Below are 13,941 nucleotides of genomic sequence, written 5' to 3' on the forward strand. Positions count from 1 at the left end.
AAGTGGTCGGCGATTAACCGTCCTTCTCGATTTCACAGAGTAGCGGATGCTGGCTTTCCCTGGCGTACTGGTTGACCTGCATGGCCTTTGTCTCGGCGATGTCGCGGGTAAACACTCCACATACTGCCCGTCCTTCTGTATGGACGGCCAGCATGACCTTGGTCGCCAGCTCGCGATTCAGGTTAAAAAACACCTCGAGCACTTCGACGACGAAATCCATCGGTGTGTAGTCATCGTTGAACAAAACCACCTTGTACATCGGCGGCGCCTGTAACGCGGGCTTTGCTTCCTGAACAGCAACGCCTGCCGAATCGTCGTCGTGCTCCTGTGGAAGATCCTTTTGGAGAAGCGGGCGATCCTGATTGAATGTTAGTCGAATCTGGCTGATTGCATGCATGGAAAAAAAGGTTCGTCAGTTGTGCGAATACAGTGGTGGGGGCGGTTGCACACGTTTTCAACTACGACTGCCCGGTCACCTTGACTATCGGGAAAACGGTGTTACAACCAATAGAGCCCACAGTGGGTAAAAAAGATCCGCGGAGTCAATTCTTTTATCGAATTCGATTGCGGATGTCGTGGATGATACTCCAGCGATGGAGTCTGTTGCAGAGGGATTTGAGCATGGCTGTCGGCAAGGTGAAATGGTTCAACAATGCCAAGGGATTCGGCTTTATCAATACCGACGCCCGGGAAGGTCGCGATGAGGATGGCAAGGACATTGATTTCTTTGCCCACTACTCGGCCATTGAAATGGATGGGTACAAGACCCTGAAAGCGGGTCAGGCGGTGAACTTCGAGATCGTTCAAGGCCCTAAAGGCTTGCATGCCGTGAAGATAACTTCGGTCGAAGTCGCTTCGGCGTCGAGCTCGATTGCCACGGAAAAACAAACGGCAACCAGTTGAAGCCTCAAAACATTCGGTCATAAAAAAACCGCCTGACTCAACCCATCGAGCCAGGCGGTTTTTGCGTGCCTGCAACTTTTACATATGCGAAATCAGCGCATCTCCGAACCCGGAGGACGAAACCAGCTTCGCGCCATCCATCAAACGCTCGAAATCATAAGTAACAGTCTTCGCGCCGATCGCACCGTTGGTGCCCTTGATGATCAGGTCCGCCGCTTCAGTCCAGCCCATATGACGCAACATCATCTCGGCCGAGAGAATCAGCGAGCCCGGGTTGACCTGGTCCTTGCCGGCATATTTCGGTGCGGTACCGTGGGTCGCCTCGAACATCGCTACGGTGTCGGACAGGTTGGCACCCGGCGCGATACCGATACCGCCCACTTCCGCCGCCAGGGCGTCAGACAGGTAGTCACCGTTGAGGTTAAGCGTAGCGATGACATCGTATTCGGCCGGGCGCAGCAGGATCTGCTGGAGCATGGCGTCGGCGATGGCGTCCTTGACCACAACGTTCTTGCCGGTTTTCGGGTTCTTGAACTGCATCCACGGACCGCCATCGAGCAGCGTCGCACCGAATTCTTCGGCCGCCACTTCGTAGGCCCATTCCTTGAAGGCACCTTCGGTGAACTTCATGATGTTGCCTTTGTGCACGATGGTCAGCGAGTCGCGATCATTGTCGACCACGTATTGCAGAGCCTTGCGCGCCAGACGCTTGGTGCCTTCGCGGGAGACCGGCTTGACGCCGATGCCGCAGTTTTCGTCGAAACGGATCTTGGTGACGCCCATTTCTTCTTTAAGGAATTTGATGACCTTGGTGGCTTCCGGCGAACCGGCCTTCCATTCGATACCGGCGTAAATGTCTTCGGAGTTTTCGCGAAAGATGGTCATGTCGACATCGCCGGGCTTTTTCACCGGGCTTGGCACGCCTTCGAACCAGCGCACCGGGCGCAGGCAGACGTACAGGTCGAGCTGCTGACGCAGGGCCACGTTCAGCGAGCGGATACCGCCACCGACCGGAGTGGTCAGCGGGCCTTTGATCGAGACCACGTAATCCTTGACCGCGTCGAGGGTTTCCTGCGGCAGCCAGGTGTCCTGGTCATAAACCTGAGTGGCCTTTTCGCCGGCGTAGACTTCCATCCAGGAAATCTTGCGCTTGCCGCCGTAGGCCTTTTCAACAGCAGCATCGACAACCTTGATCATCACCGGACTGATGTCGACACCAATACCGTCACCTTCGATGAAGGGGATGATCGGGTTATCAGGAACATTGAGAGAATGGTCTGCATTGACGGTGATTTTGTCGCCGACAGCTGGAACCTGAATCTTCTTGTAACCCATGCTGAACTCCATTGTTTGGATTGAACACCTGGCTTGCTTCGAGCGTAACCCAGTTGAATCAACACGCAAACCCTATGTTCCTGCGCCGCGCACATCTCGTTTCCTACAAGCCTGAAAGCAAAGGGAAAAGCGCCAAACTCCAGCATTCGTAACGAGTCTTTGCCCGGTCGCGCCCTGCGACCTTTAGACCAATGGACGAGAATCGTTGCATATGAACCATCGGCAGATTGCCAGCTACCTATGTATAATGCCGCCCGCTGACCACAGGGTCACGACGGCTGGCCTCTCTAGCACGAGACTTTCCGCCTGATTGGTCGGGTTGTTACCGCAGCCTGACTGCTTGACGCTCTACTGATGCACCCAACATCACCGCGAAGAATCTCGACATTCGGTTCATGGATGACTTTGAACGAACGCGCTTACCCGGCGCCCCTCGAGTTTCTGCGCACGCTTTAGCAAAGAAGAGAGAGTTAATCCGAATATGCCCACCCGCTCGAAGATCATCTATACCTTCACCGACGAAGCTCCTGCCCTCGCCACCTATTCCCTGCTGCCGATCATCGAGGCTTACACCGCCTCGGCCGATATCGCCGTGGAAACCCGCGATATCTCTCTTGCAGCGCGCATCCTGGCAAGCTTCCCCGAGCAACTGGGCGACAAAGCCGTAGCCGACCACCTCGCCGAACTGGGCGACCTGGCCGTTACGCCTGAAGCCAACATCATCAAGCTGCCGAACATCAGTGCTTCGGTGCCACAGCTGCAAGCCGCGATCAAAGAGCTGCAGGCGCAGGGCTACAACCTGCCGGACTACCCGGAAACCGTGACCAGCGACGCCGACAAAGACGCCAAGGCGCGTTACGACAAGGTCAAGGGCAGCGCCGTGAACCCGGTTCTGCGTGAAGGCAACTCCGACCGCCGCGCTCCGCTGTCGGTGAAGAACTATGCGCGCAAGCACCCACACAAAATGGGCGCCTGGGCCAAGGACTCCAAGTCCCACGTCGCTCACATGAGCACCGGCGATTTCTACGGCAGCGAAAAAGCTGTCCTGATCGACGCCGCTGACGCCGTGAAGATCGAACTGATCGCCAAGGACGGTGCCGCTACCGTTCTGAAAGAAAAGACCACCGTTCAGGCTGGCGAGATCCTCGACTGCGCCGTGATGAGCAAAAACGCCCTGCGTGCGTTCATCGCTGCCGAGATCGAAAACGCCAAGGCCCAGGGCGTGCTGCTCTCGGTGCATCTGAAAGCGACCATGATGAAGGTCTCCGACCCGATCATGTTCGGCCAGATCGTTGCCGAGTTCTATAAAGACGCACTGACCAAGCACGCCGAAGTGCTGAACCAGATCGGCTTCAACCTGAACAACGGCATCGGCGATCTGTACGCGCGCATCAAGGCCCTGCCGGCCGAGCAGCAAGCGCAGATCGAAGCCGATATCGCAGCGGTCTACGCCGTTCGTCCTTCGCTGGCGATGGTCAACTCCGACAAAGGCATCACCAACCTGCACGTGCCGAGCGACGTCATCGTTGACGCCTCGATGCCAGCGATGATCCGTGACTCCGGCAAGATGTGGGGCACCGACGGTCAGCTGCACGACACCAAGGCTGTGATCCCGGATCGTTGCTACGCGACCATCTACCAGGCTGTGATCGAAGATTGCAAAGCCAATGGTGCTTTCGACCCGACCACCATGGGCAGCGTGCCGAACGTCGGTCTGATGGCGAAGAAAGCCGAAGAGTACGGCTCCCACGACAAGACTTTCCAGATCAAGGCTGACGGCGTTGTTCGCGTCACCGACAGCAAGGGCAAGCTGCTGATGGAACAGGCTGTCGAAGCCGGCGACATCTTCCGCATGTGCCAGACCAAAGACGCGCCGATCCAGGACTGGGTCAAACTGGCCGTCAACCGTGCTCGCGCGAGCAGCACGCCGGCGATCTTCTGGCTCGACCCGATGCGCGCTCACGATGGCGTGGTGATCGAGAAGGTTCAGGCCTACCTGAAGGACCACGACACCAGCGGTCTGGACATCCAGATCATGGCGCCGGTCGACGCGATGAAGTACACCCTGCAGCGCACCCGCGAAGGCAAGGACACCATTTCGGTGACCGGCAACGTACTGCGCGACTACCTGACCGACCTGTTCCCGATCATGGAACTGGGCACCAGCGCCAAGATGCTGTCGATCGTGCCGCTGATGAACGGCGGTGGTCTGTTCGAAACCGGCGCCGGCGGTTCGGCTCCCAAGCACGTGCAGCAACTGGTTGAAGAAAACTTCCTGCGCTGGGATTCGCTGGGTGAGTTCCTTGCCCTCGCCGCTTCCCTTGAGCACCTGGGTGTGAACTACAACAACCCGAAAGCGCTGGTGCTGTCGAAGACCCTGGACCAGGCCACCGGCCAGTTCCTCGACAACAACAAGTCGCCATCGCGCAAGGTCGGCAACATCGACAACCGCGGCAGCCACTTCTACCTGGCGATGTACTGGGCTCAGGCCCTGGCCGCCCAGACTGAAGACGCTGCACTGCAAGCGCAGTTCGCGACTCTGGCCAAAACCCTGACCGAGAACGAGGCAACCATCGTTGCCGAGCTCAACGCCGTTCAGGGCAAGCCAGTCGACATCGGCGGTTACTACCACGCCGACGCCGAGCTGATCAGCAAGGCCATGCGTCCAAGCGCAACCTTCAACGCGGCGATTGCTGCGCTGGTTTAAGGTTGTAATGCGGTGAACAGACCCCGGCCTTGTGCCGGGGTTTGTGTTTCTACTGACAACATAAATCCCTTGTGGGAGCGAGCCTGCTCGCGAATGCGGTTTATCATTCAGCACCTTCATTGACTGACCCACCGCTTTCGCGAGCAGGCTCGCTCCCACAGGGGGTCGAGTTTTAACCTGGATATTGAGGAAGGTTTTATGGAATGGCTCCCCCACATCACCGTCGCCACCATCGTCGAGGACAACGGCCGCTTCCTGATGGTCGAAGAGCACAAAGGTGGGCGCAATGTGCTCAACCAGCCCGCCGGGCATCTCGATCCGGATGAAACCCTGATCGACGCGGCGATTCGCGAAACCCTCGAAGAGACCGGTTGGGACGTCGAACCCACCGGCGTGATCGGCATTTATCTGTATACAGCGCCGAGCAACGGTGTGACTTACCAGCGCATATGCTTCAGCGCCAAAGCCGTGCAGCATCATCCGGATTACCGGCTTGACGACGGCATCGTCGGCGCCAAGTGGCTGACCCGCGACGAATTAATCGCCCAGCGCGACAACTGGCGCAGTGAACTGATCATCCGTTGCATCGACGATTATCTGGCCGGTCATCACTTCAGCCTCGAACTGATCCGCCCTTCTCTTTAGCCTTGCGGCCGCGAGCCTGATAGAATCGCGCCCTTTTCCAAGACACTCATTGAATCCCTATGCGTGATCCAGCCCCTTCTGACACATCCAAGAAGCGCGTCATTGTCGGCATGTCCGGCGGCGTGGACTCTTCCGTTTCCGCCCTTCTGCTGATCGAGCAGGGTTATGAAGTGGAAGGCCTGTTCATGAAGAACTGGGAAGAAGACGACGGAACGGAATACTGCACCGCCATGGACGACCTGGCGGATGCGCAGGCTGTATGCGACAAGATCGGCATCAAGCTGCACACCGCCAACTTTGCCGCCGAGTACTGGGACAACGTGTTCGAGCACTTCCTCGCCGAATACAAGGCCGGGCGCACGCCGAACCCGGACATCCTGTGCAACCGCGAGATCAAGTTCAAAGCGTTCCTCGACTACGCGATGATGCTCGGCGCCGACCTGATCGCCACCGGCCACTACGTGCGCCGCCGTGATATCGATGGTCGCACCGAACTGCTCAAGGGCCTCGATCCGAACAAGGATCAGAGCTATTTCCTGCACGCCGTCGGCGGCGAACAGATCGCCAAGACCCTGTTCCCGGTCGGCGAACTGGAAAAGCCTGAAGTGCGCGCGATTGCCGAGAAATACGAACTGGCCACCGCCAAAAAGAAGGATTCCACCGGGATCTGCTTCATTGGCGAGCGCCGTTTCAGCGATTTCCTCAAGCAATACCTGCCGGCACAACCGGGCGAGATCAAGACCACCGAAGGCGAAGTCATCGGCCGTCACCACGGCTTGATGTACCACACCATCGGCCAGCGTCAGGGCCTCGGCATCGGCGGCTTGAAGGATGCCGGTGACGAGCCGTGGTACGTGCTGCGCAAGGATCTGCAGAGCAACGAGCTGATCGTCGGCCAGGGCAACAACCATCCGTGGCTGTTCTCCAGCGCCCTGCTCGCTTCGGAAATTTACTGGGTCAACCCGATCGACCTGAGCCAGCCGCTGCGCCTGACGGCGAAAGTGCGCTATCGCCAGAGCGATCAGGCCTGCACCCTGGAAAAAACCGCCAGCGGTTATCGCGCCGTGTTCGACGAACCGCAACGCGCGGTGACGCCGGGCCAATCGGTGGTGTTCTATGACGGTGAAATCTGCTTGGGTGGCGGCGTGATCGAAGTGGCCGAGCCGTGGAGCGGCCAGGCATGAGCCCGACTCAGGAGCAACTGACAGCGCTGGGCGGTGTGTTTCTCGCCGCCGTGCTGGTCGATCGCATCGCCAAGACCGGCCAGACCAACGAGGCCGGCCTGAGTTGCATGCTCGGCAGCCTGCTGGTCCGCGACCCGAAAGATACGCTGGACGTGTACGGCGGCGACGACATCAATCTGCGCGAGGGTTATCGCGCGCTGATTGGCGCCCTTGAGCGCGATCCGAGCACCTTGCAGCGCGAGCCGTTGCGCTACGCGCTGTCGATGCTCGGTCTGGAGCGGCAACTGGCCAAGCGTGACGACATGCTTGAGACGATTGCCAAACGCCTGCCGCAGATTCAGTCCCAGGTGGAGCATTTTGGCCCGGCCCACGAAAACGTCGTCGCCGCTTGCGGTGCGTTGTACCAGGACACGTTGAGCACCCTGCGCCAGCGCATTCAGGTGCATGGCGACATGCGCAACCTGCAGCAGCCGAGCAATGCCTCGAAGATCCGCGCCCTGCTCCTCGCCGGTATCCGCTCGGCGCGCCTGTGGCGTCAGCTCGGTGGTCATCGCTGGCAGTTGGTGATCAGCCGCCGCAAGTTGCTTAAAGAGCTTTATCCGTTGATGCGCAGCGAGTAAACGCCGCGTCACGAAGGCTTTGTAGTCTGTAACGCGTAATACGCCGGTCAGTTGGCGACGGACCGGCGGATTTTTTCATGTATGATACGCGCCCCATTTCGTTGCCCGACTGTCCGAGAACACCCCATGCAGCTCTCTTCGCTCACTGCGGTTTCCCCTGTTGACGGCCGCTACGCCGGCAAAACCCAGGCCCTGCGCCCGATTTTCAGCGAGTACGGCCTGATCCGTGCCCGCGTTCTGATTGAAGTGCGCTGGCTCCAGCGCCTGGCCGCCCATGCTGGCATCCCTGAAGTGCCAGCCTTCTCCGCCGAGGCCAACGCCGTTCTCAATGAACTGGCTGAAAACTTCTCGCTGGAGCACGCCGAGCGCGTCAAAGAGATCGAGCGCACCACCAACCACGACGTCAAAGCGATCGAATACCTGCTCAAAGAGCAGGCGGCCAAGCTGCCGGAGCTGGCCAAGGTCAGCGAATTCATCCACTTTGCCTGCACCAGCGAAGACATCAACAACCTGTCCCACGCCCTGATGCTGCGCGAAGGTCGTGACGACGTGATGCTGCCGCTGATGCGCCAGACCGCCAACGCCATCCGCGAACTGGCCATCCGTTTCGCCGACGTGCCGATGCTGTCGCGCACCCACGGCCAGCCGGCTTCGCCGACTACTCTGGGTAAAGAACTGGCCAACGTGGTTTACCGTCTCGAGCGTCAGATCGCTCAAGTCGCTGCCGTGCCGCTGCTGGGCAAGATCAACGGCGCTGTCGGCAACTACAACGCGCACCTGTCGGCCTATCCGCAGATCGACTGGGAAGCCAACGCCCGCGCCTTCATCGAAGACGAACTGGGCCTGGGCTTCAACCCGTACACCACGCAGATCGAACCGCACGACTACATCGCCGAGCTGTTCGACGCTATCGCACGCTTCAACACCATCCTGATCGACTTCGACCGCGACATCTGGGGCTATATCTCCTTGGGTTATTTCAAGCAGCGCACCATCGCTGGTGAAATCGGTTCGTCGACCATGCCGCACAAGGTCAACCCGATCGACTTCGAAAACTCCGAAGGCAACCTGGGTATCGCCAACGCATTGTTCCAGCACCTGGCGAGCAAGCTGCCGATCTCCCGCTGGCAGCGCGACCTGACCGACTCCACCGTCCTGCGCAACCTCGGTGTCGGCTTCGCCCACAGCGTGATCGCTTACGAAGCCAGCCTCAAAGGCATCAGCAAACTCGAGCTCAACGAGCAGAAGATTGCCGCTGACCTCGATGCTTGCTGGGAAGTATTGGCTGAGCCGATCCAGACCGTGATGCGTCGCTACAACATCGAAAACCCGTACGAAAAGCTGAAAGAACTGACCCGCGGCAAGGGCATCAGCCCTGAAGCGTTGCAGACTTTCATCGATGGTCTGGACATGCCAGCCGAAGCCAAAGCCGAGCTCAAGCAACTGACCCCGGCCAACTACATCGGCAACGCAGTGGCACAAGCCAAACGCATCTGATCGACCGTTTGCCCCGTTTGAGACGCCCGGCCGCGCCGGGCGTTTTTTATTCCCGTCTGAAAAGTGCTTTTTTTCAATAGGTTACATATGAATTCCGATATTCCTCTTCAACTTCTGGGCGGCCTCACAGCACGCGAATTCCTGCGTGACTACTGGCAGAAAAAACCGCTGCTGATCCGTCAGGCGATTCCTGACTTCGAAAGCCCGATCGACGCCGACGAACTGGCCGGCCTGGCCCTGGAAGAAGAAGTCGAATCGCGCCTGGTGATCGAACATGGCGAGCGTCCATGGGAACTGCGTCGCGGCCCGTTTGCCGAAGACGAGTTCAGCAAACTGCCGGAAAAAGAGTGGACACTGCTGGTGCAAGCGGTTGACCAGTTCGTGCCGGAAGTCAGCGAACTGCTGGAAAACTTCCGCTTCCTGCCGAGCTGGCGCGTCGATGACGTGATGATCAGCTTTGCCGCACCGGGTGGCAGCGTCGGCCCGCATTTCGACAACTACGATGTGTTCCTGCTGCAGGGCCATGGCAAGCGCAACTGGAAAATCGGCCAGATGTGCGATTCCGAGAGCCCGCTCCTGCAGCACGCTGACCTGCGCATCCTCGCTGAATTCCACGAGACCGAAGAATGGGTGCTGGAGCCAGGCGACATGCTCTACCTGCCGCCGCGCCTGGCCCATTGCGGCGTCGCAGTCGACAACTGCATGACCTACTCGGTCGGCTTCCGTGCGCCGAGCGCTGCTGAAGTGCTGACCCACTTCACCGACTTCCTCAGCCAGTTCCTGACCGACGAAGAGCGCTACACCGATGCCGACGCCAAACCGGCGGTTGATCCGCACCAGATTCAACATGACGCACTGGATCGCCTGAAAAGCCTGCTCGCCGAGCACATGAGCGATGAGCGCCTGCTGCTGACCTGGTTCGGCCAGTACATGACCGAGCCGCGCTACCCGGAACTGGTGGTCGGCCCGGAAGACGTCGAAGAAGAAGACTTCCTCGCCGCCCTGCAGGACGGCGCCGTGCTGATCCGCAACCCGAGCGCGCGCCTGGCCTGGTCGGAAGTCGATGACGATCTGCTGCTGTTCGCCAGCGGCCAGAGCCGTTACCTGCCGGGCAAGCTGCGCGAACTGTTGAAGCTGATCTGCGCCGCTGACGCCCTGCACGCCGACAACCTCGGCGAATGGCTGAGCGATGAAGACGGCCGCAGCCTGCTCTGCGAACTGGTCAAGCAAGGAAGCCTGGGGTTCGCCGATGAATAAAATTCGCGTTCGTGTCGCAGACTGGCAGAAGGATATCGCCGAGATCCGGCGCATTCGTGAAACGGTATTCATCGCCGAACAATCGGTGCCACCCGAGCTTGAGTGGGACGCCGATGACGCGACCGCCGTGCATTTTCTGGCGTTCGAAGGCGACTTCCCGATCGGCACGGCGCGACTGCTGCCCGATGGGCATATCGGTCGGGTTTCGGTACTCAAAGACTGGCGCGGAATGAAGGTCGGTGACGCGTTGATGCAAGCGGTCATCGCCGAAGCCGAAGCACGCGGCTTGAAGCAACAGAAGCTCAGCGCTCAGGTGCAGGCCACGGCGTTCTATGAGCGCCTGGGCTTCAGCCTGGTCAGCGAGGAGTTTCTTGAGGCCGGCATTCCGCATGTCGACATGGTTCGGCATTCGGCCTGATTCCGAGACCTCTAGATCCCTGTGGCGAGGGGATTTATCCCCGCTGGGCTGCGAAGCAGCCCCAAATCCAGAAAACTCGGTGAGTCAGTTAAATCGAGCGCGATGGGTCGGCGACTGCTGCGCAGCCGAGCGGGGATAAATCCCCTCGCCACAATGGCCGCAAGCACACCACAAAACGCCCCGCCATTTTCGGATGTCGGGGCGTTTTGCTGTCTACGATTCAACTTGCCCCACCCCGGGCCGACAAACTGGCAATATCAAGCCTTTCGAAAGCGGAGATAACGGACATGTCCCTACGCACCCTGCTCACCACCCTGCTGCTCGGCTGCAGTTTTTCGGTGCTGGCAGCTACAGAAATCGTCCCCCTCAAATACCACACCAGCGCTGACATGTTGCCAGTGGCGCAGGATTTCATCGGTCAGGACGGTCAGGTCAGCGCTTACGGCAATCAGCTGATCGTCAAAGCCGAGCCGGGCAAGATACAGGAACTGAAAGATCTGCTGGCGCAACTCGATACCGCACCGAAGCGCTTGCTGATCACCGTCGACACCAACGAAAACAATGGCCGTGGCGACGAAGGTTATTCGGTCAACGGCGCCCAGCCGAACCAGACCCGGATCATCAGCCGCAGCACCACCAGCCGCAATGGCGGCGTTCAGCAAGTGCAGACCAGTGAAGGCACTCCGGCGCTGATCCAGGTTGGCCAGAGCGTGCCAATCACCAACACCCAGAGCGATTCATACGGCGGTTACAGCAGCGAGACCCAATACCGCAACGTCACCCAGGGCTTCTACGTCACCGCCAGCGTCACCGGCGAGACCGTTCATCTGGCGATCAGTACCAACCGTGACCGCATGAGCCAGGAACGTCCCGATGTAGTGAACGTGCAAAGCACCGACACAACCGTCACCGGACGCCTCGGCGAATGGATCACCCTGGCGGGCGTCAACAGCCAGACTCAGGCCGACAAACAGGGGCTGACCCGCAGCTACTCGACTCAAGGCCGGGATGACATGACCTTGCGGGTGAAAGTCGACACACTGGACTAAAGCACCGAAAACTGACTGATTAGTCGTATTAGACGAAAGATGTAGTGCCCTGAAAAAAGCACTACAAAACGTTTGACGAGGCCAAAAAGCGAAGGCATGATGGCCTCGCTCCCGCTAATCAGAGGCCCTGGCAAGGGCCTTCGAAGCGCCGTTCGCACCTATCCCGCGAACCGTTTCGTGTCTGTACCGCCCACAAGGTGTGTTTGACGAGGTTGCCGACTGGAACGAAGTTGTCCCGAGGGACGGAAGCGTATTTAGGTAACCCGGCTTCACGCTGCAGACCGTATAAAGGCCCACGACGCCGGAATGCGCCCGCACCGCGCCACTACCTGCTCACTTCCCCTCGAGCCCATCGTTCATCCCGTCGCCTACCCCGCCGAATTCGACTTGACCACCTAAGCTTCTGGTCAGCGAGCGCAGGAATTTTCCACCGCAGAACAACTTTTCATAAAAGACGCGACGAGGTTTATCTCCATGGCACTGACACGCGAACAGCAAATTGCAGCCCTCGAAAAAGACTGGGCCGAGAACCCGCGCTGGAAAGGCGTGACTCGCACTTACTCCGCTGCTGACGTGGTCCGCCTGCGTGGCTCGGTTCAGCCTGAGCACACCTTCGCGAAGATGGGCGCCGAGAAGCTGTGGAACCTGGTTACCCAGGGTGCCAAGCCGTCCTTCCGTCCAGAGAAAGATTTCGTCAACTGCATGGGCGCCCTGACCGGCGGCCAGGCTGTTCAGCAGGTCAAGGCCGGTATCCAGGCGATCTACCTGTCCGGCTGGCAGGTTGCTGCGGACAACAACTCCGCAGAATCCATGTACCCGGATCAGTCGCTGTACCCGGTTGACTCGGTACCGACCGTGGTCAAGCGCATCAACAACTCGTTCCGTCGCGCTGACCAGATCCAGTGGAAGGCCGGCAAGAATCCGGGCGATGAAGGCTACATCGACTACTTCGCGCCAATCGTGGCCGACGCTGAAGCCGGCTTCGGCGGCGTACTCAACGCCTACGAGCTGATGAAAAGCATGATCGAAGCAGGCGCCGCTGGCGTTCACTTCGAAGACCAACTGGCTTCGGTGAAGAAATGTGGCCACATGGGCGGCAAGGTTCTGGTGCCAACCCAGGAAGCCGTGCAGAAGCTGACCGCGGCCCGTTTGGCCGCTGACGTCGCTGGCACGCCGACCATCATTCTGGCCCGCACCGACGCCAACGCGGCTGACCTGCTGACTTCCGACTGCGACCCGTACGATCAGCCATTCGTGACCGGCGAGCGTACTCAGGAAGGTTTCTACAAGGTACGTGCCGGCCTGGATCAAGCGATCGCCCGTGGCTTGGCTTACGCACCGTACGCCGACCTGATCTGGTGCGAAACCGCCAAGCCGGATCTGGAAGAAGCCCGTCGCTTCGCTGAAGCAATCAAGAAGGAATACCCGGACCAGTTGCTGTCGTACAACTGCTCGCCTTCCTTCAACTGGAAGAAGAACCTGGACGACGCGACCATCGCCAAGTTCCAGCGCGAACTGTCCGCCATGGGCTACAAGCACCAGTTCATCACCCTGGCCGGCATTCACAACATGTGGCACAGCATGTTCAACCTGGCGCACGACTACGCCCGCAACGACATGACCGCCTACGTGAAGCTGCAAGAGCAGGAATTCGCTGACGCCGCCAAGGGTTACACCTTCGTTGCGCACCAGCAGGAAGTGGGCACTGGCTACTTCGACGACATGACCACCGTGATCCAGGGCGGCTCGTCCTCGGTGACCGCGCTGACCGGTTCGACCGAAGAAGAACAGTTCCACTGATTCGGCTTCACCTGAGCAAACGGCCTTTGCGGATCGAATAAAAAGCTAACCGCAAAGCCGCAAGACTGACGCCCCGACTGGATCGGGGCGTTTTTTTGCCTGGGGAAATCGATTCGCGCAGGGTAGGAGCTGCCGAAGGCTGCGATCTTTTGATCTTGCCCCTCAAAAGCAAAATCTAAAGATCGCAGCCTTCGGCAGCTCCTACAGGGGATCTATGGCGTCAGCGCAAAACATTGATCTGAAGCGCTACAAGCGTCAGAAATTTCCGCTAAAAAGGTAGGCTTCGCTACTTGCAGTAACGCGCAAGTAAGACAACTTCCCAGCCACTCACTCGTTAAACAGTTACAAAACCACTCCAAACGATATCAATTATCATTTAGCGACAACTATGTTCGTTACAAAGCCTACAAAACATAATTGACGGAAACCCGGCTAATGCCCGCAACGCATGGGCCGCAGCGCCTTCAGGAGGCGCTATGTCCTTAATCCGGTAAATAATTTCGCCTTTGGAATTTTACTTGCCGGG

General features: G+C 58.9%; 12 protein-coding genes. 10 read left to right on the forward strand and 2 right to left on the reverse strand.

Annotated features, from left to right (window positions below; translation table 11 throughout):
- Nucleotides 1-13: 13 nt before the first annotated feature.
- Entirely contained in the window at nt 14-397 is a 384-nt protein-coding gene (clpS, locus tag FEE99_RS21345; RefSeq protein ID WP_011334948.1) for an ATP-dependent Clp protease adapter ClpS, read from the reverse strand.
- A 224-nt stretch (nt 398-621) separates the two neighbouring features.
- On the opposite strand from clpS, the gene FEE99_RS21350 reads away from it, so the two are divergent.
- Complete coding sequence (locus FEE99_RS21350; RefSeq protein ID WP_041477073.1) at nt 622-903, forward strand: cold shock domain-containing protein; 282 nt, start codon at nt 622-624, stop codon at nt 901-903.
- A 78-nt stretch (nt 904-981) separates the two neighbouring features.
- Here the strand turns inward: FEE99_RS21350 and icd are convergent, their stop codons facing one another.
- Nucleotides 982-2,238, reverse strand: coding sequence for an NADP-dependent isocitrate dehydrogenase (icd, locus tag FEE99_RS21355; protein ID WP_024013414.1), 1,257 nt, complete (start codon nt 2,236-2,238; stop codon nt 982-984).
- Nucleotides 2,239-2,719: 481 nt separating this feature from the next.
- Here icd and FEE99_RS21360 point away from each other — a divergent pair, with 481 nt between their 5' ends.
- The 9 genes from FEE99_RS21360 (at nt 2,720) to aceA (ending at nt 13,415) form a co-directional block, all read left to right on the forward strand.
- Complete coding sequence (locus tag FEE99_RS21360) at nt 2,720-4,945, forward strand: NADP-dependent isocitrate dehydrogenase (RefSeq protein WP_041477074.1); 2,226 nt, start codon at nt 2,720-2,722, stop codon at nt 4,943-4,945.
- A gap of 198 nt (nt 4,946-5,143) precedes the next feature.
- Nucleotides 5,144-5,590 carry an NUDIX hydrolase gene (locus FEE99_RS21365; RefSeq protein WP_041477075.1) on the forward strand — a complete coding sequence of 149 codons (447 nt, stop codon included), beginning with the start codon at nt 5,144-5,146 and terminating at the stop codon, nt 5,588-5,590.
- Between the two features lie 59 nt (nt 5,591-5,649).
- Nucleotides 5,650-6,774, forward strand: coding sequence for a tRNA 2-thiouridine(34) synthase MnmA (gene mnmA, locus FEE99_RS21370; protein WP_041477077.1), 1,125 nt, complete (start codon nt 5,650-5,652; stop codon nt 6,772-6,774).
- Nucleotides 6,771-7,394: a high frequency lysogenization protein HflD gene (gene hflD / locus FEE99_RS21375; RefSeq protein ID WP_039763308.1), complete on the forward strand. Its 624-nt coding sequence runs from the start codon at nt 6,771-6,773 to the stop codon at nt 7,392-7,394. Before mnmA ends, hflD begins: the two co-directional genes overlap by 4 nt.
- Nucleotides 7,395-7,520: 126 nt before the next feature.
- Nucleotides 7,521-8,891, forward strand: a complete 1,371-nt coding sequence (purB, locus tag FEE99_RS21380) for an adenylosuccinate lyase (RefSeq protein WP_041477078.1) — start codon at nt 7,521-7,523, stop codon at nt 8,889-8,891.
- 87 nt (nt 8,892-8,978) lie between these two features.
- Nucleotides 8,979-10,148 carry a ribosomal protein uL16 3-hydroxylase gene (locus FEE99_RS21385; RefSeq protein WP_016775274.1) on the forward strand — a complete coding sequence of 390 codons (1,170 nt, stop codon included), beginning with the start codon at nt 8,979-8,981 and terminating at the stop codon, nt 10,146-10,148.
- Nucleotides 10,141-10,566, forward strand: coding sequence for a GNAT family N-acetyltransferase (locus FEE99_RS21390; protein ID WP_016775275.1), 426 nt, complete (start codon nt 10,141-10,143; stop codon nt 10,564-10,566). The genes FEE99_RS21385 and FEE99_RS21390 overlap by 8 nt, the downstream gene beginning before the upstream one ends.
- A gap of 287 nt (nt 10,567-10,853) precedes the next feature.
- Nucleotides 10,854-11,615 (forward strand): secretin N-terminal domain-containing protein, encoded by a 762-nt coding sequence (locus tag FEE99_RS21395; protein ID WP_024013416.1) that lies wholly within the window; start codon nt 10,854-10,856, stop codon nt 11,613-11,615.
- Nucleotides 11,616-12,089: 474 nt separating this feature from the next.
- Nucleotides 12,090-13,415 carry an isocitrate lyase gene (gene aceA / locus FEE99_RS21400; protein ID WP_003223815.1) on the forward strand — a complete coding sequence of 442 codons (1,326 nt, stop codon included), beginning with the start codon at nt 12,090-12,092 and terminating at the stop codon, nt 13,413-13,415.
- Nucleotides 13,416-13,941: the final 526 nt, after the last annotated feature.

The organism is Pseudomonas sp. ef1 (assembly GCF_007293365.2).
In the GTDB taxonomy this organism is placed as follows: Bacteria; Pseudomonadota; Gammaproteobacteria; order Pseudomonadales; family Pseudomonadaceae; genus Aquipseudomonas; species Aquipseudomonas siliginis.